General features: G+C 36.7%; 19 protein-coding genes. 3 read left to right on the top strand and 16 right to left on the bottom strand.

The annotated features are described in order from the left end of the window. Positions 1 to 144: 144 nt before the first annotated feature. Positions 145 to 960, bottom strand: a complete 816-nt coding sequence (gene murI / locus ACGH6P_RS09915; protein WP_411597375.1) for a glutamate racemase — start codon at positions 958 to 960, stop codon at positions 145 to 147. Positions 961 to 1,172: 212 nt separating this feature from the next. On the opposite strand from murI, the gene metK reads away from it, so the two are divergent. From metK to ACGH6P_RS09900, 3 genes are all read left to right on the top strand, one after another. Next, on the top strand, positions 1,173 to 2,324 hold the full coding sequence (gene metK, locus ACGH6P_RS09910) for a methionine adenosyltransferase (protein WP_411597374.1): 1,152 nt from the start codon (positions 1,173 to 1,175) through the stop codon (positions 2,322 to 2,324). Beyond that, complete coding sequence (locus tag ACGH6P_RS09905) at positions 2,308 to 2,811, top strand: SprT family zinc-dependent metalloprotease (protein ID WP_411597373.1); 504 nt, start codon at positions 2,308 to 2,310, stop codon at positions 2,809 to 2,811. The genes metK and ACGH6P_RS09905 overlap by 17 nt, the downstream gene beginning before the upstream one ends. 273 nt (positions 2,812 to 3,084) lie before the next feature. Next, on the top strand, positions 3,085 to 3,927 hold the full coding sequence (locus ACGH6P_RS09900) for a 23S rRNA (adenine(2030)-N(6))-methyltransferase RlmJ (protein WP_411597372.1): 843 nt from the start codon (positions 3,085 to 3,087) through the stop codon (positions 3,925 to 3,927). 68 nt (positions 3,928 to 3,995) lie between these two features. On the opposite strand, the gene ACGH6P_RS09895 is transcribed toward ACGH6P_RS09900, so the two are convergent. The 15 genes from ACGH6P_RS09895 to rpoC all read right to left on the bottom strand — a co-directional run bounded on the left by ACGH6P_RS09895 (position 3,996) and on the right by rpoC (position 22,299). Further along, on the bottom strand, positions 3,996 to 4,364 hold the full coding sequence (locus tag ACGH6P_RS09895; RefSeq protein ID WP_065559732.1) for a diacylglycerol kinase: 369 nt from the start codon (positions 4,362 to 4,364) through the stop codon (positions 3,996 to 3,998). 21 nt (positions 4,365 to 4,385) lie between these two features. Beyond that, the gene (gene accA / locus ACGH6P_RS09890; RefSeq protein ID WP_411597371.1) at positions 4,386 to 5,345 is read right to left on the bottom strand and encodes an acetyl-CoA carboxylase carboxyl transferase subunit alpha; all 960 of its coding nucleotides are present in this window, start codon (positions 5,343 to 5,345) and stop codon (positions 4,386 to 4,388) included. A gap of 241 nt (positions 5,346 to 5,586) precedes the next feature. Continuing rightward, positions 5,587 to 9,063, bottom strand: a complete 3,477-nt coding sequence (gene dnaE / locus ACGH6P_RS09885; protein WP_411597370.1) for a DNA polymerase III subunit alpha — start codon at positions 9,061 to 9,063, stop codon at positions 5,587 to 5,589. A gap of 164 nt (positions 9,064 to 9,227) precedes the next feature. Next, complete coding sequence (fabF, locus tag ACGH6P_RS09880; protein ID WP_267352156.1) at positions 9,228 to 10,472, bottom strand: beta-ketoacyl-ACP synthase II; 1,245 nt, start codon at positions 10,470 to 10,472, stop codon at positions 9,228 to 9,230. A 160-nt stretch (positions 10,473 to 10,632) separates the two neighbouring features. Beyond that, complete coding sequence (gene acpP / locus ACGH6P_RS09875; protein ID WP_065559736.1) at positions 10,633 to 10,866, bottom strand: acyl carrier protein; 234 nt, start codon at positions 10,864 to 10,866, stop codon at positions 10,633 to 10,635. Positions 10,867 to 11,016: 150 nt separating this feature from the next. After that, entirely contained in the window at positions 11,017 to 11,751 is a 735-nt protein-coding gene (gene fabG, locus ACGH6P_RS09870) for a 3-oxoacyl-ACP reductase FabG (protein ID WP_267352155.1), read from the bottom strand. Between the two features lie 19 nt (positions 11,752 to 11,770). Next, the gene (fabD, locus tag ACGH6P_RS09865) at positions 11,771 to 12,706 is read right to left on the bottom strand and encodes an ACP S-malonyltransferase (protein WP_411597369.1); all 936 of its coding nucleotides are present in this window, start codon (positions 12,704 to 12,706) and stop codon (positions 11,771 to 11,773) included. A gap of 36 nt (positions 12,707 to 12,742) precedes the next feature. Then, positions 12,743 to 13,696, bottom strand: a complete 954-nt coding sequence (locus tag ACGH6P_RS09860) for a beta-ketoacyl-ACP synthase III (protein WP_267352153.1) — start codon at positions 13,694 to 13,696, stop codon at positions 12,743 to 12,745. 4 nt (positions 13,697 to 13,700) lie between these two features. Beyond that, on the bottom strand, positions 13,701 to 14,747 hold the full coding sequence (gene plsX, locus ACGH6P_RS09855) for a phosphate acyltransferase PlsX (protein ID WP_267352152.1): 1,047 nt from the start codon (positions 14,745 to 14,747) through the stop codon (positions 13,701 to 13,703). A 33-nt stretch (positions 14,748 to 14,780) separates the two neighbouring features. Continuing rightward, positions 14,781 to 14,948, bottom strand: a complete 168-nt coding sequence (rpmF, locus tag ACGH6P_RS09850) for a 50S ribosomal protein L32 (RefSeq protein ID WP_025316508.1) — start codon at positions 14,946 to 14,948, stop codon at positions 14,781 to 14,783. Positions 14,949 to 14,952: 4 nt separating this feature from the next. Beyond that, a complete protein-coding gene (yceD, locus tag ACGH6P_RS09845; protein ID WP_411597368.1) occupies positions 14,953 to 15,462 on the bottom strand; it encodes a 23S rRNA accumulation protein YceD in 510 nt (169 codons plus the stop codon). Positions 15,463 to 15,718: 256 nt separating this feature from the next. Continuing rightward, positions 15,719 to 16,636, bottom strand: a complete 918-nt coding sequence (locus ACGH6P_RS09840; protein ID WP_411597367.1) for a TPM domain-containing protein — start codon at positions 16,634 to 16,636, stop codon at positions 15,719 to 15,721. Between the two features lie 8 nt (positions 16,637 to 16,644). Then, positions 16,645 to 17,241 (bottom strand): LemA family protein, encoded by a 597-nt coding sequence (locus tag ACGH6P_RS09835; protein WP_267352149.1) that lies wholly within the window; start codon positions 17,239 to 17,241, stop codon positions 16,645 to 16,647. Between the two features lie 446 nt (positions 17,242 to 17,687). Then, positions 17,688 to 18,002: an antibiotic biosynthesis monooxygenase family protein gene (locus tag ACGH6P_RS09830; RefSeq protein WP_065559744.1), complete on the bottom strand. Its 315-nt coding sequence runs from the start codon at positions 18,000 to 18,002 to the stop codon at positions 17,688 to 17,690. A 79-nt stretch (positions 18,003 to 18,081) separates the two neighbouring features. After that, positions 18,082 to 22,299 carry a DNA-directed RNA polymerase subunit beta' gene (rpoC, locus tag ACGH6P_RS09825; protein WP_065559745.1) on the bottom strand — a complete coding sequence of 1,406 codons (4,218 nt, stop codon included), beginning with the start codon at positions 22,297 to 22,299 and terminating at the stop codon, positions 18,082 to 18,084. Positions 22,300 to 22,303: the final 4 nt, after the last annotated feature.

Genomic DNA, 22,303 nt, shown 5'->3' with positions numbered 1-22,303 from the left:
AAAATTTTTGATCCTGCTCACTAACCTCTTGTTCCGCCTGCTTTCGCTGACGCCGTGTCAGTGGATGCGCATTATAGGCACTTCATTTTTTTTTACAAGCAAAAAAAGCAGATCTTTGCTCTGTTTGAGTAAGGTTTAAACACGCTAAATATTAATGTATTGATATTTATTAAGTTTATATTTAGTTAATTTGTCAGTTAATTTTTCAACATATTGGTTATAGTTGGTACTCATTACAATATTTTCCTTAGCACTCTTGTTTTCTGCATTTAAATCAAATTGTTCGTTGAGTAAATTATAGACACGAGTAGCAATAGCATTTCCTGAATCAATAAATGTCGCATTAGGAAAAATTACTTGTAACTCTTCTTTGATAAATGGATAGTGAGTACAACCTAATACAATAGTATCTGGTATAACAGGTTCAGAAAGCCACGGCGCAAGTAAAGTTTGTAATTGATTTATATCGACAGTAACACCTTGCAATTTATTTTCTGCAATAAATGCAAGCTCAGATAAGCCAAGTAGTTTAACTGTACAGTCCGTTGCAAATTCTTGAATGAGATTTGTTGTATAAGCGCGTTCAATGGTTGCCTTTGTTGCCAGCAGTCCGATACATTTGTTTTGGGTAATTTGGCAAGCTGGTTTAATAGCAGGAACAACACCTACAATAGGAAAAGAAAATTTGGATCTTAAACTCGGTAAACAGATAGTACTTGCTGTATTACATGCAATAACAGCTATGTCAATAAAATAATGTTTCGAAATATGTCCAATAATTGACGTGACCCTATCAATAAGAAATTCGGATGACTTATCGCCGTAAGGAAACATTTCATTATCAAATGCATAAATGTAATGTAGATTAGGCATCTTCTTGTAAATGGCGTCATATACCGATAATCCACCAATACCGGAATCAAAGACTAGCACTGTAGGAGTTGTATTTTTTATTTTCATATTTCTGTAGATGTTTAGCTAATTGATAGGTAAAAACGCAAACTATCGTAAATTGATTAAAAATTAATGCAAGTTATTTTATTACCTGTCATTGATGAAAAGACACTATTAGAAAAATTTTTTAACTAGACGTCTAGATGGTAAAACTGCTAAAATGAGCGCTATTTTGAATTTATATGTTATTCGTACGAATAAATTTAAGAAGGTATTGAATGTCAGAATTTCTATTCACTTCTGAATCAGTTTCAGAAGGTCATCCAGATAAAATTGCCGATCAAATCTCAGATGCGGTACTTGATGCTATTTTAAAGCAAGATCCTAAAGCTCGTGTTGCATGTGAAACCTATGTAAAAACAGGTATGGCACTTGTTGGTGGCGAGATTACAACCTCAGCATGGGTAGATATAGAAGAGTTAACCCGAAAAACAATTAGTGATATTGGATATACCAGTTCAGAAATGGGATTTGATGCTAATTCTTGTGCTGTTTTAAATGCAATTGGAAAACAATCACCCGATATTAACCAAGGTGTAGATCGTGAAGATCCTTTACAGCAAGGAGCAGGTGATCAGGGGATAATGTTTGGCTACGCAACCAATGAAATGCCAAACTTTATGCCAGCAGCAATCAGTTATGCTCATGAGCTTATGCATCGCCAAGCTGAAGTTAGAAAGAAAGGAATACTTCCATGGTTAAGACCTGATGCCAAAAGCCAAGTAACATTAATTTATGAAAATGGCATAATTAAAGGTGTTGATACGATTGTTTTATCCACCCAACACGCAGAAGATATTGAACAAAATGCATTACATGAAGCGGTAATGGAGGAGATCATCAAACCAACCTTACCAGCTGAGTGGTTAACTTCCCGAACTAAATATTTCATCAATCCAACTGGGCGTTTTGTTATTGGCGGACCTATGGGGGATTGTGGGTTAACCGGACGTAAAATAATTGTGGATACTTATGGTGGAGCAGCTCGTCATGGTGGTGGGGCTTTTTCTGGTAAAGATCCATCAAAAGTTGACCGTTCGGCTGCTTATGCTGCTCGTTATGTTGCAAAAAATATTGTTGCTGCTGGATTAGCTGATAGATGTGAGTTACAACTATCTTATGCAATTGGTATTGCTAATCCGACTTCAATTTATGTTAATACATTTGGCACGGAAAAAATTGCGCATGATAAAATTGTTGCATTAGTTAAGGAATTTTTTGATTTAAGACCTTATGGACTGATTAAAATGCTAAATTTAATTCAACCAATTTATCAAAAAACAGCAAGTTATGGTCACTTTGGACGAGATATTTTTCCTTGGGAACAAACAGATAAAGCGGCTCAATTACGAGATGCAGCCGGACTTTAAACGTATCCCCATAAATTTGCACAACCAAGTTATAGCTTGCCTAAGAAAATACTTAGCGCAAGCTAATCAATTGCTAAATATGCAATTTACCGAACCTAAAATAATTTATAAACCTAAAGGAAGTGTGGCAGGAAGTGCTTTTCTAATGCGTTGGGAAATCCAATTGAATTCAATAATGCTTGCCGACAATGGACAAGTATTTATTGAAGAAGTTGTGCCCCATGAGTTAGCTCACCTAATTGTTTTTAAAAAATTTGGCAACGTAAAGCCTCATGGCAAAGAATGGCAATATGTTATGTCAAATATCCTAGGTAAAATGCCTAAAACAACTCATAATTTCAATGTTAAACGAGACTTTTATTTATACTATTGTGAGTGTCAGGAGCATCAATTAACAAAGATTAGACACAATAAAGTTCAGCACAATAATATAAATTATTTATGTCGCAAATGTGGTACACCACTTAAACAGAAAATGTTGTCCTAAATGTGAGATGAGGAGCACACGTTACCTATAATCTCTTGCCATATACACTTTAAGGCTACAAAGTTGAAAAAATCCCTTTCTGACTTATAATACTCATTCTCCTTATATTTAGGTTACACCGATATCGCAAAATATAGTTTATATGGCTATCAATTTCTGATGATAACATCAGTATTCAACTTTAATTGAAAATTAATGAAAATGACTTGCCTACTTTATTAAGCTTTATCTATTTCACATGCAAAATAATAAACAAATGAGGCTAAATTTTTAATGTTAAGTTATCGTCATAGCTACCATGCAGGTAATCATGCAGATGTTTTAAAACATATTGTATTAACACTATGTATTGAATCGTTAAAGGAAAAAGAAAAACCTTTTTTATATCTGGATACTCACAGTGGTGCGGGGCGATATTTATTAAAAAGTGAACATGCTGAGAAAACGGGAGAATATTTATCTGGGATTAATTTATTATGGCAACAACCGGATCTTCCAAAACAACTTGATACTTATCTATCAATTCTTAAGCGCTACAATCCATTTGATACTTTAAAGTATTATCCTGGTTCACCGCTCATTGCTAAACAGCTACTTCGGGAACAAGATAAACTTAATCTTACCGAATTACATCCAACCGACTATCCTTTGTTAAGGCAGGAATTTAATAAGGATAAACGCGCAAGAGTATTACGTGAAGATGGCTTTGCACAATTAAAATCAAAATTACCTCCCGAATCACGCCGAGGACTGATATTAATTGATCCTTCATATGAGATCAAAGATGATTATCAAAAAATTCCAACGGCGATAAATGAAGCGTATAAACGTTTTGCGACTGGTGTTTATCTTATCTGGTATCCTGTCGTATCACGAACACAGACCCAAAGGATGATTGATGGAATTGTAAATTTAGGAATTAAGCGAATTTCACAGTTTGAGCTTGCTCTAAAACCTGACAATAATCAGAAAGGAATGACAGCATCCGGTATGATTGTAATTAATCCGCCTTGGAAGCTACATGAGCAAATGCAATCGATCATGCCTTGGTTAAAAGAGAAGCTGGATACAGAAAAAACAGGCAACTTCACCATTAAAGAGCTAGTATCGGAATAAAAAAGAATGAAATGCGAGTATTTCACTCGCACTATTATCATTCAAATTGTCAATGAGTTAGAAAGAATTTAGGGAAAAAAGTGGCAGGAAAATAAGTAAATCCATAAAATTACCGTTAATAATAACGATAAAAACACGGCTGCAGATCCATAATCCTTAGCACGACCCGATAACTCGTGTCTTTCACTACCGATTCTATCTACCACACATTCAATGGCACTGTTGATAAGCTCGACAATCATCACAACACCAATAGAACCTAATAATAAAATACGTTCATATATCGTGAAATCAATTAGCATGACCACAATATAAGCCACAATCAACAACAATAATTCTTGACGAAATGCGGTTTCATATTTGATCGCTGATTTAAACCCTTTAAAAGAGTACTTTGTTGCATTAATTATACGTTTTAAACCCGTCTTTTTTTCCATAATAATAGTATTCCAATAAGGCTATCTTGCATAACCATAGTTCATAAGGCGTTGAAATCTTCTTTCAAGCAGTACGGATAAATCCATTTCTTCAAGTTCATTAAGATCATTAATTAACTGTTTTTTCAAAGAATCGGATACCGCAAAATAATCACGATGAGCACCACCTAGTGGTTCAGGAATTATTGAATCAATTAGATCTAATTTAAGTAATTTATCAGCTGTCATATTCATTGCTTCAGCAGCAACAGGAGCTTTATCAGCACTTTTCCACAAAATAGATGCACACCCTTCAGGAGAAATAACCGAATAAGTACTGTACTGCAACATGTTCACTTTATCAGCAACACCAATCGCGAGTGCTCCACCAGAACCGCCTTCACCAATAACAGTACAAATAGTTGGAACGTTAAGACGAGACATTTCGCGTAAATTTCTAGCTATTGCTTCAGCTTGTCCTCGCTCTTCGGCACCAATACCAGGATATGCTCCCGGCGTATCAATAAAAGTAATAATAGGTAATTTAAAACGTTCAGCTAATTGCATTAAACGTAATGCTTTTCGATAACCTTCAGGTGCAGGCATACCAAAGTTACGATATATTTTCTGTTTTGTTTCACGACCTTTTTGATGACCAATTACCATAACTGGTCGATCATCAATACGAGCAATACCACCGACGATTGCTTTATCATCAGCATAAGCACGATCACCTGCTAACTCATCAAAATCAGTAAACATTTCTTTGATATAATCAAGTGTATAGGGTCTATTTGGATGTCTGGCTAATTGTGCGATTTCCCATGGAGATAAATTTGCAAATATTTTTTTTGTTAACTCTCGACTTTTTTTATTTAGTTGTTTAATCTCTTTGTCTAAATTGATATCTAATTCAACTTGTTGTGAATCAATATTCTTTAAGGAATTAATTTTTGCTTCTAATTCCGCTATCGGCTTTTCAAATTCCAAAAAATTGTTCATAACGCTTATGATTGCCTCTTAATTTATTTTGTATTTGTAATAAATACATTATTTAATATAGTATAAAGACTAATTCTTAAAATAAAATTAAGTCAATTTTACTATGTAATACTAATTAAAGTCATCTACATTTATCAGTTATCGACTGGGATATAAAAAAGAACAACTTATTTTTATCCTTAAATGTAGATTTGCTATATTCCTTTATTTTACTTAATAGGAATAATTTTATACTAATTTACTAAAATTCAAATTCAATACGATCATTACCTAGCAAGGTTTTAAGCTCTACAATCAAAGCATCCTCAGGAATAACTCGCCAAGTTGTACCGAATTGTATTCTAACGATCGAGTCATCCCTATGATAGTAAAGATTTACAGGTACACTACCATGTCGATAGGGTTCAAATAGTTGTTGTAGACGCTGCAACATTGCTCTATCAGCTTCACTGTCAGTTAATGTCACCGCCAAACCTTTAACATACTTCGCTCGGGCATCCTTCAAGTCGACCATATCACGTACCGTCATTTTGAATCCACCATTAAAATCATCATGACTGACTTGACCGGTGACTATCAAAATTTTATCTTTAACCAATAAATGCTCAAATTTTTCCAGTGCATCAGTAAAAAGCATACCGTCAATACGACCTGAGCGATCATCCAACGTAAATAAACCGATTTTGTTTCCTTTTTTAGTAATGCGAACTCTAGCATCAACAACAATACCAGCAAAAGTGGCCATTTTTCCCCAACCCGTTGGAGAAGCTTCACTTATCCGTAAACCTCCAGCATAACGATTTAGCTCCTTCAGGTATTGTGTAACCGGATGCCCCGTTAAATAAAGCCCTAAAGTATCACGTTCACCATCAAGCAAAACTTGTTCTGGCAATTCTGGAACAGCTGCATAAGCATGTTCAACTTGTTCTGGTTCTTCAGCTAATACACCAAACATATCTTCTTGACCAATATCTTGTGCTTTAGCATATTGATCCGCCGCTTGCATAGCGTCGTTAATACTATTTAAAATCGCTGCTCGATGTGGACCTAATTTATCAAAAGCGCCAGCCATGGTGAGTTTTTCTAAAACACGACGGTTAATTTTTTTCATATCTGTTCGCGCACATAATTCAAAAATATTTTTGAAATATCCACCACTATTGCGCGCTTCAACTATCGCCTCAATCGGACCTTCGCCCACACCTTTTATTGCACCAATACCGTAAACAATTTCACCTTTTTCATTCACATGAAAATGATACAACCCACTGTTAATATCAGGCGGATTAATTTTGAGTCCCATACGTAGGCATTCATCGACCAGACCAACGATTTTATCGGTATTGTCCATATCAGCCGTCATAACTGCCGCCATAAACTCTGCAGGATAGTGTGTTTTTAGCCAGAGAGTTTGATAAGAAACAAGTGCATAAGCAGCCGAATGCGATTTGTTAAAACCATAACCTGCGAATTTTTCAACTAAATCAAAAATCCGCATAGCCAGTTCTCCATCTACGCCCTGCTTTTCAGCGCCTTCTTTAAATACAGAACGTTGCTTAGCCATTTCTTCTGGCTTTTTCTTACCCATAGCTCGACGTAATAAATCCGCACCACCTAAGGTATAACCAGATAACGTTTGTGCTATTTGCATGACCTGTTCTTGATAGAGAATAATGCCATAAGTTGGTTCTAATATAGGCTTCAAGGATTCGTGCTGATGATTAATATCGGGATAAGACACCTCTTCACGACCATGTTTACGATCGATAAAATTATCCACCATTCCTGATTGTAGAGGCCCTGGTCGGAATAATGCGACTAATGCAATCATATCTTCAAAGCAGTCGGGCTTTAAACGTCTTATGAGATCTTTCATACCACGCGATTCAAGCTGGAAAACAGCAGTCGTTTCTGCATTTAATAGTAAATCAAACGATTTTTGATCATCAAGCGGAATGCGTGTAATATCAACCGTTTCCAGACCTTCTCTTGCCTGACGCTCATTAATCATTTTGATTGCCCAATCAATAATGGTTAACGTACGTAATCCTAAAAAGTCGAATTTGACCAGTCCTGCATATTCAACATCATTTTTATCAAATTGTGTAACGGGATGATGACCTTCAGAATCACAATAGATAGGCGAAAAATCTGTAATTTTAGTTGGTGAAATCACGACCCCACCGGCGTGTTTACCGGCGTTTCGAGTCACCCCTTCTAATTGTCTGGCAATATCAATTAATGATTTTACATCTTCATTATTGTCATAAATTTCTTGCAATTGAGGCTCGAGTTCAAACGCTTTTGCAAGGGTCATTCCGGGGTCAAGAGGTATGAGCTTTGCGATACGATCAACAAATCCATAAGGGTGTCCCAGCACTCGTCCCACATCGCGTATAACGGCTTTAGCAGCCATTGTACCAAATGTAATAATTTGTGAAACTGCATCTCGACCGTACATGTCAGCAACATGATCAATCACTAAATCACGTTTTTCCATACAGAAATCAACATCAAAATCTGGCATTGATACCCGTTCAGGATTTAAAAAACGTTCAAAAAGTAAGTCAAAGGCTAACGGATCCAAATCCGTAATTTTCAGTGCATAAGCAACAAGAGAACCAGCCCCTGAACCACGACCCGGACCGACAGGAATATCATTATCTTTAGACCATTGAATAAATTCCATAACGATCAGGAAATAGCCAGGAAACCCCATTTGGTTGATTACGTTTAATTCGGTTTCTAAACGTTCATCATATTCTGGTCGTTTTTGTTGTCTAACGTTAGGATCAGGAAATAAAAGTTCTAATCTTTCTTCCAAACCTTCACGTGATTTGTGAACTAAAAAATCTTCTGTAGACATATTCCCTGTTGGGAACTTAGGTAAAAAATACTCCCCTAATCGAATCGACACATTACAACGTTTGGCTATTTCAACACTATTTTCTAATGCTTCTGGAATGTCAGAAAACAGTTCGCACATTTCTTGTTCTGAACGTAAATATTGTTCAGCTGAGTAGTGTTTGGGTCTATTAGGATCTTCAAGGGTATTACCATCGTGAATAGCAACCCGAATTTCGTGAGCTTCAAAATCAGAAGGAACCAAAAATCTTACATCATTAGTTGCCACAACAGGTAATGCATATTGTTCTGCAAGTTTAACCGCACTATGAATAAATAGTTCTTCATTAACACGTTTGGTACGTACTAATTCAAAGTAAAAATGATCTGGAAAGTTTTCACAATAAAATTGAATAGCATTATCAATAATTGATTGATTATTGCGAATGATTCCGATACCAATATCACTTTCACGACCCGCTAAAACAATTAATCCAGATCGATACTCTGTTAACCATTCTTGATCAACAACCGGAATATCACCGATGTAACCTCTTTCATAAGCTTTGGAAATCAGTAAGGTAAGATTTTTATATCCATCATTATTGGCTGCAAGTAAAGTTAACCGAAAAATATCATCTGGCATTTGTGGATTTTTTATAGCAAGATCAGCACCAATAATAGGTTTGATGCCTTTTGACATTGCTGTGCCATAAAATTTTACAAGACCACATAAATTAGTAAAATCGGTAATCGCAAAGGCTGGCATCTGTAACTTGCTCACCTCATTTACTAATGTGCCTACTTTCGCAATTCCGTCAACCATAGAAAAATCGCTATGCAAATGGAGATGAATAAATTGTGGTTCTGCCATAATTTCCAGTAATGATAATGCTTTAAAATTTATATAAGATTATAACACAAGCTATATAAATATTCTTATTCTCTTTGTCGATAAGATTTAACACATCTAAAATAATTTTCAGGAAGGCTTTCGTCGATAATAAAAATTACCGACGAATAATTTAGAATAAGAAATTAGATTTTTTTGAATAACACTGAACCATTCGTTCCACCGAAACCAAACGAGTTACACAGTGCATACTCTAAATTCTTAACTTGACGAGCTGTATGAGGAACATAATCGAGATCACATCCTTCATCAGGATTATCTAAATTAATTGTTGGCGGTACAGCTTGATCACGTAATGCAAGTACAGTAAAGATTGATTCAACAGCACCAGCTGCACCGAGTAAATGACCAATCATTGATTTTGTTGAACTGACCATAACTTTGCTTGAATTTTCTTTAAAAATACTTTTTACTGCTTGAGTTTCAGCTTTATCACCTGCAGGAGTCGATGTCCCATGCGCATTGATATAACCAACTTGATTAGGTGTAATACCTGCATCACGAATTGCACATTTCATCGCTAAAGCTGCACCACTACCATCTTCTGGAGGTGAAGTCATATGGTAAGCATCGCCGCTCATTCCAAAACCGACAACTTCAGCATAAATTTTAGCACCACGTTTTTTAGCATGCTCATACTCTTCTAAAAACATGATTCCTGCACCGTCGCCAAGTACAAAACCATCACGGTCTTTATCCCAAGGTCGACTCGCCGCTTTAGGATTGTCATTATTGGTTGATAATGCACGTGCTGCACCAAAACCACCAATACCAAGCGGTGTACTCGCTTTTTCGCCACCACCGGCAAGCATGCCGTCTGCATCACCATAAGCAATCATTCTTGCTGCATGTCCGATATTATGAACGCCAGAAGAACAAGCGGTAGCTATAGTAATACTCGGTCCTTTTAATCCATAAATAATAGATAAATGACCAGCAATCATATTAACGATGGTTGATGGAACAAAAAATGGGCTAATTTTACGTGGTCCGCCATTAATTAGCGCACTGTGATTTTCCTCAATTAATCCAAGTCCACCAATACCTGAACCAATAGCGCAGCCAATACGTTCTGAATTTTCTTCCGTAATTTCGATGCCAGCATCTTGCATTGCTTGAATACCAGCGGCTATGCCATATTGGATAAAATAATCCATTTTACGTGCATCTTTACGTGAAATATTATAATCTTCGCCATTAAAGTTTTTAACCATCGCTGCGAAGCGCGTTGCAAAAGGGGCTGTATCAAAATGTTCGATGAGTTCAACACCACTTTGACCTGCTAATAAAGCTTGCCATGTGGATTCAACTGTATTACCAACTGGAGATATCATGCCCATTCCAGTAACAACAACTCTGCGTTTAGACACATTGTCCTCCAGAAAAGGATTGAGATGAAATTTGAATCAATGAAATTTTTACTTTGAGTTTTCTAATAATAAACATCAAGTTGATATACTTCAACAAGTTAAAGACATAAATATAAACTAGGCGATCAGTTGACCGCCTATTATGAAAACTCAGCTAAAATTATTGATTTGCAGTAATATAATCAATTGCTGATTGAACAGTTGTGATTTTTTCAGCTTCTTCGTCAGGAATTTCTGTATCGAATTCTTCTTCTAAAGCCATAACTAGTTCAACAGTATCAAGAGAGTCAGCGCCAAGATCTTCTACAAAAGAAGATTCATTTTTTACTTCGTCTTCTTTCACACCAAGTTGCTCAACAATAATACTTTTAACTCGCTCTTCAATAGTGCTCATACTCTTTTTTTTCCTATAAAAATCGCCGAAAGTGGCGGTGAATGTAAGTTTATAAAATGTTGAAAAAGATGCAAATCATTTTTCAACCCAATTGCTTAATTTTTGTTCGAATCGTCAAAATATTAACTTATTTTACACTATTCCAATCAATTACACCATATACATGCCACCATTGACATGCAAAGTTTCACCCGTGATGTAAGAAGCTTCATCAGATGCCAAAAATGCCACAGCACTTGCAATTTCAGCGGGTTCACCTAAACGCCCTGTAGGGACTTGTGCTAATGTTAACGCTTTCTGATCATCAGTAAGTGCTTCTGTCATATCTGTTGCGATAAAGCCTGGCGCAACAACATTGACTGTAATTCCTCGTGATGCGACTTCACGAGCTAATGATTTACTAAAACCAATTAAACCTGCTTTTGCTGCCGCATAATTCGCTTGACCGGCGTTACCCATCGTTCCCACAACTGAACCGATAGTAATAATTCTGCCATAACGCTTTTTCATCATAGTTCGCATTAAGGCTTTTGAGAGACGAAACACAGAAGTTAAATTGGTATTCAAAATATCTTGCCATTCATCTTCTTTCATTCTCATTAATAAATTATCACGGGTAATACCTGCATTATTAACCAAAATATCGATATCACCAAATTCCGTTTTAATTGCACCAATAACCGATTCAATTGATGCTTCATCTGTCACATTCAAAGCATAACCTTTACCGTGTGAGCCTAAATATTGGCTTATTGCTTCAGCACCTTTTTCCGTTGTTGCTGTACCAATAACTGTTGCACCACATGCAACTAATTTTTCTGCAATCGCTTTACCTATTCCGCGGCTGGCACCTGTAACTAAAGCAATTTTTCCTGATAGGTTCATAACTACCTCTTTTAAATTTTTATTTAGTATTTTCTAACGCAACATCTAATGAAGCTTTATCATTGACTGCACAAGCAGACAATGAATCATCAATACGTTTAGTCAATCCTGTTAATACTTTACCTGGTCCCATTTCAACTAAAATGGTTATACCTTGTTTTGCCATTTCTTCAACTGTTTCAGTCCATCGAACAGGACTATAAAGCTGAGCAATAAGCGCTGCTTTAATTTGATCTGCAGATGATTCAACTTTAACATCGACATTATTAATTACTGCAAATTTTGGCGTATTAAAAGTAATGTTTTCTAATGCTATTGCTAATTTATCTGCTGCCGGTTTCATCAATGCACAATGTGAAGGAACACTCACGGCAAGAGGTAATGCGCGTTTAGCACCTGCTTCTTTACATAAAGCACCAGCACGTTCAACCGCTTCTTTATTACCAGCAATAACAACTTGACCCGGTGAGTTGAAATTAACAGGTGCAACAATTTGACCTTGAGCGGCTTGTTCACATGCTTTACGAATTGATTCATTATCAAGTCCAATGATTGCATACATTGCGCCTGTACCTGTTGGTACGGCTTCTTGCATAAGTTGTCCGCGTAGTTCGACTAATTTGATAGCATCTTTAAAATCAATAACACCTGCACAAACTAATGCTGAATATTCACCTAAACTATGGCCTGCCATAAAATCTGGTTGTGCACCATTTACATTCTGCCATACCCGATAAATTGCTACAGATGCAGCAAGTAACGCAGGTTGTGTTTGCCAAGTTTTATTTAATTCTTCTACTGGACCATCTTGTACAAGTGTCCATAAGTCATAGCCTAATACCTGTGAAGCTTCATCAAAAGTTGATTTCACAATTGGATAATTATCAGCAAGATCTTTTAGCATACCTACCGCTTGTGAACCTTGTCCTGGAAATACCATTGCAAATTTGGTCATTTTAAAATCCTTGATCACATAAAAATAATTGATTAGTTAAAATCTAATGAGCGCAGAGCCCCATACAAAACCGCCACCAAATGCCTCTAATAGAATTAATTGGCCACGTTGAATGCGTCCATCTCGGACACCTGCATCTAATGCACAAGGTACCGATGCAGCTGAAGTATTTCCTTGTTTATCCAACGTTACAATGACTTTACTCATATCCATATCTAATCGTTTAGCTGTCGCTGAAATAATTCTTAAATTTGCTTGGTGAGGCACCAACCAATCTAAATCGGCTTTATTAAAAGCATTTTCAGTTAAAAGCTCATCAACTAAATTTGAGAGTTCTTTAACTGCTATTTTAAACACCTCATTACCATGCATCGTCATATAAACAGGATCATTCATATCACGGCGATCAACATAAGGATATTTTAATAGATCCCCGTAACGTCCATCGGCATGTAAATGTGAAGCAATAATACCAGGCTCTTCAGATGCGCCTACAACAACAGCACCTGCTCCATCACCAAAAATAATAATAGTGCCACGATCATCCGGATCAACACCACGTGTTAACATGTCAGACCCCACTACTAAAGCATATTTGATCGCACCACTTTTTACATATTTATCCGCAATATCTAACGCATAAACAAATCCTGAACATGCAGCCGAAACATCAAAGGCAATCACATCACCTATTTCAAGTTTAGCTTGTAGTTCAGTTGCAGAACTTGGAAAAGCATTCACTGAAGTTGCTGTTGCAACAATGATCAAACCGATATCATTTTTATCGATACCTGCCATGTCAATAGCATTAATTGCAGCTTCATAGGCCATTGTTGTTACAGTTTCATCTGGAGCGGCAATACGCCTTTCTTTGATGCCAGTGCGTGTCGTAATCCATTCATCACTAGTATCAACCATTTTTTCAAGATCTGCGTTGGTTCGTATCTGTTTTGGAAGATAACTTCCTGTTCCTAATATCTTTGTATACATCTAATTATTCGCTCTTAGGTAGTGCGGAAGAAAGACTGGTTGCAATCTTCTCTGGTATATTTGTTTGTATAGCCAAAATAGCTTGTTCTATTGCTGCAAAAAAAGATTTTTGATTGGCACTACCGTGACTTTTAATCACAATACTTTGAAGTCCAAGTAAACAGGCTCCATTATATCGCCCAGGATCCAAATAACAAAAATTTTTTGCAATCTTTCTTTGTATCCATTTGCTCAGTAATTTCATTAAAAATGAATTATGATTTAAGGATAATTTGAGCGAAGACATAAAAATTTTGATTAAGCCTTCTACCGTTTTTAATGTTACATTACCCACAAATCCATCACAGACTAATACATCGGTTTTACCAGTTAAAAGATCATTGCCTTCTAAATAACCGATATAATTAATTTGTTCATTCGATTTTAAAACTGCCGCTGCTGCACGAATTTTATCTAATCCTTTAATATCCTCTTCACCAATGTTAAGTAATGCAACTCGTGGAGTTTCGATCTTAAGTACGGTTTTGGCAAGAATCTCACCCATTATCGCAAATTGTACTAACATATCACTATCACATTCAGCGTTAGCGCCAAGATCCAAAACGACTGTATCATGATTATTTAATGCTGGTATAGTCGCAACCAGAGCGGGACGGTCAATACCGGTTAGAGAATGTAATAATAGTTTAGACAACCCCATCAAAGCGCCCGTATTACCCGCACTAACACATGCCTGAGCAGAGTTATCTTTGACAAGTTCCAATGCGATTCTCATTGAAGAGCCTTGACTATGACGAATTGCGTAAGAGGGTTTCATGTCATTCGTAATCACAGTGGTTGATTCTATCAATACCAATCGACCATCATTTTGATACTGTGCAATAAGTTTGGTGTTTTCTTTAGACAAAAAGGAGCTTATTTCTGTTAGATTACCTACCAGAAAAATAGAAAGATTTGGATAACGATTTAATGCTTGTATTGCAGCAGGAACAACAATACGAGGACCGAAGTCCCCGCTCATAGCATCTAACGCGATGGTTAGATTATCCAAAATGTCACCTGAGGATTTCTAAATTCGCAGTAATTATTTAGAAATCACTTTACGACCACGATAATAACCATCAGCGGTTACGTGATGACGTAAATGTGTTTTACCTGATTCATCAACTGAGATATTAGCAACAGTTAATGCATCATGTGAACGACGCATACCACGTTTTGCACGAGTTTTACGATTCTGTTGAACAGCCATGGATTTACCCCTTATTCTTTAAACTAACTAAAATTGCAAATGGATTTGGCTTTTCATTCTCTTTTGGAATATCACCAAATACCATATCTGCCTCTGACACTTCGCAGTGTTTACTATCATGTACCGGCGCAATTGGTAACGAGAGAATAATTTCGTCCTCAAGTAACGCTAATATATCCACTTCACCGAACTCGTTCATCAGAACAGGTTCATAATGTTCCGGTAGTGTCTCTGCTTGAGCATCGCTCTTTACAGGACTAAATTTATTCATCACATGAATTTCAGTGATAAAAGGTTTAAAACAACGTTGGCAAATCAGTTCCAACATTATCTTCGCATCAATGTTGATAACACAGAGTTTTTGCTCATCATAATCAAAAGATAAGCGGCACTCGATATCACTTTTTGGACTTTCAATCCTTGTTGCACTTTTTGCTGGATAATATCCAACATAATCAAGTCGTTTCTGTGCAGCTTTAATAGGATCGATCGTTAATGGCAATTTATTTTGCATAAAATATGCACATCTACCTTAAAAAATTATTCAGTGTAGCTAAAAACTACACGATGCCGTAAGGCGCGCATATTACCTTTAAATCAAGGTTTCGTCAATGGGATCGTAGAAGATAATTTGTTTTAGTCGTTGATTATTGGCTTGATATTTTTATTACTCCATTATTTCAATAATATAAAAAACATCAAATTTGAAATTTTTATTTGATAATTATAAGCCAATTTTAACAAACTAATTAAAACGATTTCTAATCAATCTACCAGCTACCAGAAGCGCCACCACCACCACTACGACCACCTCCGCCACCGCTAAATCCTCCTGAGCCGCCTCCAAACCCACCACCGCCAAAACCTCCTCCACGGAATCCGCCGCCACCTGAACCACTGCTACCATTTATTCGTAAAAATCCACTCGCAATCGTACTCATGACAAACGCCAAGAATAGTAAGATAAAAGCAATGGATATAGAATGACCATTCCATAAGGTAAACCCACCTACTGATAATCCATTAAGTAGCCCAGTACCCAAATTTCGACTGGCAGAGCGTTTAGACGATCCTAGCGGAATAATACTATTGATAACAAAGCAAATGAAAAAAGAGACCAAACCATAATTAAATAATTTAGCACCAAATTCACCAGCAAGAAGCGTACCAATATCGGATTCATTGCTATTTTCATTACCTAGAGGTTCTGAGTTATCTATTTTTTGTTTCAAGACGGATATAGCATTTTTGATACCTTGATAATAGTTATTTTGTTTGAATTCCGGTGTTAATTGTTCACGAATAATATGACTAGCAATTAAATCGGTTATGGTTCCCTCTAACCCATAACCGACTTCAATATGCATACGTCTATCGTCTTTAGCAATTAATAATAAAATACCATTATCTTGTCCTTTTTTTCCTATTCCCCATTGAGCAAAAACTCGAGTCGCGCATTGTTCAATGGTTTCATCTTCAAGTTTTGCAATCATTAATATGATAATTTGAGCACCGTCAGTTCTTGGTTTTTCAAATTCAATTAGGCTCGATTCTAAATCATCAATTTGTGATGGCGTCAGTGTATTTGTCGTATCAATCACCCGCTGGGTAAATTGTGGAATTTCAGTCAGCCCAAAACAAAACCAACTGAATATTAACAATAAGCTAACTGGAAAGTATCTCTTCATTATATTCACTACCCAAAATTAACTGCAGGTGCATTAGAAATCTGTTTTTCATTTTCAACACTAAACTGTTGTTTTGGTTTCACACCTAAAACATCTGCTACCCATTTTGTGGGTAATTGACGGATATAAATATTGAAATTTTGCACTGCTTCAATATAGCGTCCTCGAGCAACAGCAATACGGTTCTCAGTACCTTCAAGTTGGCTCATTAAATCTTGATATAGTGTATTAGCTTTAAGCTCTGGATAATTTTCACTGACTGCTATCAAACGACTTAATGCAGAACTCAATTCAGATTGAGCTTGTTGAAATTTAGAAAATAAAGTAGGATCGGTAAGTTGATCTGCGTTTAATTGTATTGAACCAACTTTGGCTCGGGCGTCAGTGACTTGTGTAAACACCTCTTTCTCGTGTGTCGCATACCCTTTAACAGTATTAACCAAATTAGGGACTAAATCTGCTCGACGTTTATACTGGTTAATAACTTCTGACCATGAAGCTGCCACTTTTTCATCTTGGGTTTGGATACTATTGTAGTTTTTAAAAAAAATGAATCCAGCAACAATAAGTAACGCAATAATGAGTAACACAAGTTTTGATTTCATCGTAAACCCCTTATAAAATTGTCTAATTAATAGGTAATTTAGAAAAACACAACTAATCGAAACTAATAACAATTAAACTAAGGACATCAAAATATAGATCAATATATGAAATGAGCACTGAATATCATCAATACATAAACATGATTTGAATCAGAACTAAAAAGAACACTATAAGTAATAAAGAAAAGATAGTCAGGAAAAAAGTAATTCAATGTGGATTAGCTTAATTTTTCATTGGTTTTGTATTTTTTAGAATAAATAACGCTAATCACACCAATATTTTTATAATAGTTAGATTGTATTATAGCCATTTTTATAAACTTTGCGAAGTATAATCATAACTTATTATTTAATTCCTTATGTCACTATTAGATTATTGCTCACATAACCTTAATGAATTAATGATGAATCGGAATATTAGATTTTTGTTTGTTTCATCAAATTTATTATTTTAGTAAAACATCAAAACATTCTAATTGTGCCGGTTCAAAATAGATATCACTATTATTCGGTCGATTATTCGTATTACGATGAGTGTGTTTGAAGTGATCTGAGTTTACCCAAGCTTCAAAATCAGCCTTAGATTCCCACTCGGCAAATGAAGAAAATAAAGTATAATCCTGCTCAGTTTTTCCTTGTAGAAAGTAAAAGCGATTAAATCCTTTCATCTCTTTCAAATGACTATCACGATTACGCCATATGTCAATAAAAGTCTCTTCACTACCTCGTTTTATTTTAAAACGGTTCATAACAATATACATATAAAACTCCTTTCATTTCATTTGAGATAAAAAAATAGCACGTGCAATCACGTGCTATTTTAATAACTCGTCCTACTGACTATTGGTTTTCTTCTGCAGAATTAAGTAACTCAGCTAAGTTAGCTGTTGCTTCTTCAGCAGAAATTGTTGTTTGAATATCATCACTTGATGGCATTGCACGTTTACGTAAACGCTCTTTATGGTAAGCATAACCAGTACCAGCCGGAATCAATCGACCAACAATGACATTTTCTTTTAAGCCACGTAATTCGTCGTTTTTACCAGCAACAGCTGCTTCGGTTAATACGCGAGTCGTTTCTTGGAACGATGCCGCAGAAATAAACGATTCAGTTGTTAATGATGCTTTAGTAATACCAAGTAGATCGTGTAAATAAACAATTGGTTCTTTACCTTGTGCTTCAAGTTCACGATTAATAATCTTCAAGCGTGAAACTTCAAGTTGTTCACCGTCAAGTAGACGAGAACCACCCGGATGAATAACCGTTGCTTTACGCAGCATCTGACGAACGATAACTTCAATGTGTTTATCATTGATTTTTACACCTTGCAGGCGATAAACTTCTTGAACTTCGTTAACAATGTAACGTGTTACCGCATTTACACCACGTAGACGTAAGATATCATGTGCTGATTCAGGACCATCCGAAATCACATCACCACGTCCAACTTGTTCGCCTTCAAATACGTTAAGTTGACGCCATTTAGGAATCATCTCTTCATATGGTTCACTGCCATCTAATGGCGTGATGATCAAGCGACGTTTACCTTTGGTCTCTTTACCAAACGAAATAATACCATCAATTTCAGCAAGAATAGCTGATTCTTTCGGTTTACGAGCTTCAAATAAGTCAGCTACGCGTGGTAAACCACCGGTAATATCTTTAGTCCCTACAGAGGCTTGTGGAATACGTGCAAGCGTATCACCCACATTGATTTCTGCACCATCTTCTAATTGAACTAATGCTTTACCTGGTAAGAAGTATTGTGCAAGCATTTCAGTACCCGCAACATAGATATCTTTACCTTTAGCATCAACAATCTTGATTGCCGGACGTAAATCTTTACCTACACCTGTTCGCTCCGCGACATCTAAAATAACAATCGATGATAAACCTGTTAATTCGTCGGTTTGACGGGTAATAGTTTGACCATCAACCATATCAACAAATTTAACAAAGCCTTTCGCTTCAGAGATAACTGGCATTGTATGCGGATCCCAGTTAGCAACTGTTTCACCAGCATCGACTGCTGCACCATTACCTTTTGTTAAAATCGAACCATAAGGAACTTTGTAAGTCTCTTTCATTCGACCTAAATCATCGATAATCGTTAACTCAGCATTACGTGATGTAATAACCAATTTCTTGTCTGGGTTAGTCACAAATTTAGCATTAGTTAATTTAATACTACCTTTGTTTTTAACTTGAACACTTGATTCTGCTGCCGCTCTTGATGCCGCACCACCGATATGGAACGTACGCATGGTTAACTGTGTACCCGGCTCACCGATTGATTGAGCTGCGATAACACCGATTGCTTCACCTTTATTCACCAAGTGACCACGTGCTAAGTCACGACCATAACATTTCGCACAAACACCAAAATCAGTATCACACGAAACGACAGAACGGACTTTAACACTATCAACCGATTCAGCTTCTAGTAAATCACAATAGCTTTCATCAAGTAATGTGTTACGTGGAATCAAGATATCGGCACTGCCTGGTTTTAACACATCTTCAGCCGTTACACGACCTAATACACGTTCACGAAGTGGCTCTTTAACATCTCCACCTTCGATAACCGGTGTCATCACTACGCCTTCTAATGTGCCACAATCGTCTTCAATAACAACTAAATCTTGTGCAACATCAACTAAACGACGAGTCAAATAACCAGAGTTCGCCGTTTTTAACGCTGTATCAGCAAGACCTTTACGAGCACCATGGGTAGAAATAAAGTACTGAAGTACGTTTAATCCTTCACGGAAGTTTGCTGTAATTGGTGTTTCGATAATAGAGCCGTCCGGTTTTGCCATCAAACCACGCATACCTGCTAACTGACGAATCTGTGCTGCAGAACCCCGCGCACCTGAGTCGGCCATCATATAAATACTGTTGAAAGAAGATTGTACTTCTTCTTTACCTTCACGATTAATCACTTTTTCAGTTGATAAGTTATCCATCATGGCTTTTGCAACACGTTCATTGGCTGCTGCCCAGATATCGATAACTTTATTATAACGTTCACCTGCTGTGACTAAACCTGATTGGAATTGCTCTTGAATTTCAGCAACTTCAATTTCAGCTTCGTTGATAATTTGTAATTTCTTAGCCGGAATTTCCATATCATCAATACCAACTGAAACACCAGAACGTGCAGCATAAGCAAAACCGGTATACATCACTTGGTCAGCCAAAATTACGGTTTCTTTCATACCTAGTTGACGATAGCAAATATTCAAAATACGTGAAATTGCTTTTTTGCCAAGTGGTTGGTTGATCACTGAGTAACTCATCCCTTTTGGCATAATCAACCATAAAATAGCACGCCCAACAGTAGTATCAATAACTGACGTGGTTTCTTCCCACTCACCAACACTATTACGTTGGCTTTCAGTAATACGCACTTTAACTTTAGCATGTAGCTCAACAAGACCTAAACGATACAGTTTTTCTGCTTCTTTAGGACCGGTTAAAATCATGCCTTCACCTTTCGCATTGACTTTATCACGAGTCATATAGTAAAGACCTAATACCACGTCCTGTGAAGGAACAATAATAGGCTCACCACTCGCAGGCGAAAGAATGTTGTTGGTTGACATCATTAACGCACGCGCTTCTAATTGCGCTTCTAACGTTAATGGTACGTGAACCGCCATTTGGTCACCATCGAAGTCAGCATTGAATGCCGCACAAACTAATGGATGTAACTGAATCGCTTTACCTTCAATTAAGATAGGTTCAAATGCTTGAATACCCAATCTGTGAAGTGTTGGTGCACGGTTCAGTAATACGGGATGTTCACGGATAACTTCATCTAAGATATCCCAAACAATCGCATCTTCACGTTCAACCATTTTCTTCGCAGCTTTGATGGTTGTTGCATAGCCACGACGCTCTAATTTACCGTAGATAAATGGTTTAAAAAGCTCAAGTGCCATTTTTTTCGGTAAACCACATTGGTGTAAACGCAAGTATGGTCCCACTGTAATTACAGAACGACCTGAGTAGTCAACACGTTTACCTAATAGGTTTTGACGGAAACGACCTTGCTTACCTTTAATCATATCGGCAAGTGATTTTAATGGACGTTTGTTTGAACCGGTAATAGCACGACCACGGCGACCATTATCTAATAATGCGTCGACAGATTCTTGTAACATACGTTTTTCATTACGTACAATAATATCTGGCGCAGCTAAGTCTAATAAACGTTTTAAACGGTTATTACGGTTGATCACTCGACGATAAAGATCATTCAAATCTGATGTTGCAAAACGTCCGCCATCAAGTGGTACTAATGGACGTAAATCTGGTGGCAACACAGGCAATACGTTTAAGATCATCCATTCAGGTTTATTTTCTGATTGAATGAATGCTTCAATAATCTTAATGCGTTTAGTGATTTTCTTCCGTTTTGTTTCAGAGTTTGTTGTTGAAAGTTCGTCACGTAGTGCTTCACATTCCGCTTGTACATCAATATTACGCAACAACTCTTGGATAGCTTCGGCACCCATGCGAGCATCGAATTCATCACCAAACTCTTCTAACGCATCTAAATATTGCTCTTCTGTTAAGATTTGACCACGCTCTAAGTTGGTCATACCACCATCAAGAACCATAAATGATTCAAAATAAAGAACACGTTCGATATCACGAAGTGGCATATCTAACAATAAACCAATACGAGATGGTAATGATTTTAAAAACCAGATGTGTGCAGTTGGCGATGCAAGTTCAATATGCCCCATACGCTCACGACGTACTTTCGCTTGAGTTACTTCAACGCCACATTTTTCACAGATCACACCACGGTGTTTTAAACGTTTATATTTTCCACATAAACATTCATAGTCTTTAACTGGTCCAAAAATACGCGCACAAAACAATCCATCACGCTCAGGTTTGAACGTTCGATAGTTGATTGTTTCAGGTTTTTTAACTTCACCAAAAGACCATGAACGAATCATATCAGGAGAGGCAAGACCTATCTTGATAGCATCAAAATCTTCTGTTTTTGTCTGTGCTTTTAGAAACTTTAGTAAGTCTTTCACAATT

Origin of the sequence: Gilliamella sp. CG25 (genome assembly GCF_046635705.1) — a bacterium.
Lineage (GTDB): Bacteria > Pseudomonadota > Gammaproteobacteria > Enterobacterales > Orbaceae > Gilliamella > Gilliamella apicola_I.
This window is presented reverse-complemented; position numbering and strand designations above follow the sequence as displayed.

Coding starts and splice junctions, on each gene's coding strand:
- ACGH6P_RS09895 (WP_065559732.1), bottom strand. CDS start 4,364: ATGGAAAAAAAGACGGGTTTAAAACGTATAATTAATGCAACAAAGTAC.
- ACGH6P_RS09900 (WP_411597372.1), top strand. CDS start 3,085: ATGTTAAGTTATCGTCATAGCTACCATGCAGGTAATCATGCAGATGTT.
- accA (WP_411597371.1), bottom strand. CDS start 5,345: ATGAACAATTTTTTGGAATTTGAAAAGCCGATAGCGGAATTAGAAGCA.
- yceD (WP_411597368.1), bottom strand. CDS start 15,462: ATGCAAAATAAATTGCCATTAACGATCGATCCTATTAAAGCTGCACAG.
- ACGH6P_RS09830 (WP_065559744.1), bottom strand. CDS start 18,002: ATGTATATTGTTATGAACCGTTTTAAAATAAAACGAGGTAGTGAAGAG.
- murI (WP_411597375.1), bottom strand. CDS start 960: ATGAAAATAAAAAATACAACTCCTACAGTGCTAGTCTTTGATTCCGGT.
- rpmF (WP_025316508.1), bottom strand. CDS start 14,948: ATGGCTGTTCAACAGAATCGTAAAACTCGTGCAAAACGTGGTATGCGT.
- ACGH6P_RS09840 (WP_411597367.1), bottom strand. CDS start 16,636: ATGAAGAGATACTTTCCAGTTAGCTTATTGTTAATATTCAGTTGGTTT.
- fabD (WP_411597369.1), bottom strand. CDS start 12,706: ATGACCAAATTTGCAATGGTATTTCCAGGACAAGGTTCACAAGCGGTA.
- ACGH6P_RS09835 (WP_267352149.1), bottom strand. CDS start 17,241: ATGAAATCAAAACTTGTGTTACTCATTATTGCGTTACTTATTGTTGCT.
- ACGH6P_RS09860 (WP_267352153.1), bottom strand. CDS start 13,696: ATGTATACAAAGATATTAGGAACAGGAAGTTATCTTCCAAAACAGATA.
- fabG (WP_267352155.1), bottom strand. CDS start 11,751: ATGAACCTATCAGGAAAAATTGCTTTAGTTACAGGTGCCAGCCGCGGA.
- metK (WP_411597374.1), top strand. CDS start 1,173: ATGTCAGAATTTCTATTCACTTCTGAATCAGTTTCAGAAGGTCATCCA.
- ACGH6P_RS09905 (WP_411597373.1), top strand. CDS start 2,308: ATGCAGCCGGACTTTAAACGTATCCCCATAAATTTGCACAACCAAGTT.
- acpP (WP_065559736.1), bottom strand. CDS start 10,866: ATGAGCACTATTGAAGAGCGAGTTAAAAGTATTATTGTTGAGCAACTT.
- dnaE (WP_411597370.1), bottom strand. CDS start 9,063: ATGGCAGAACCACAATTTATTCATCTCCATTTGCATAGCGATTTTTCT.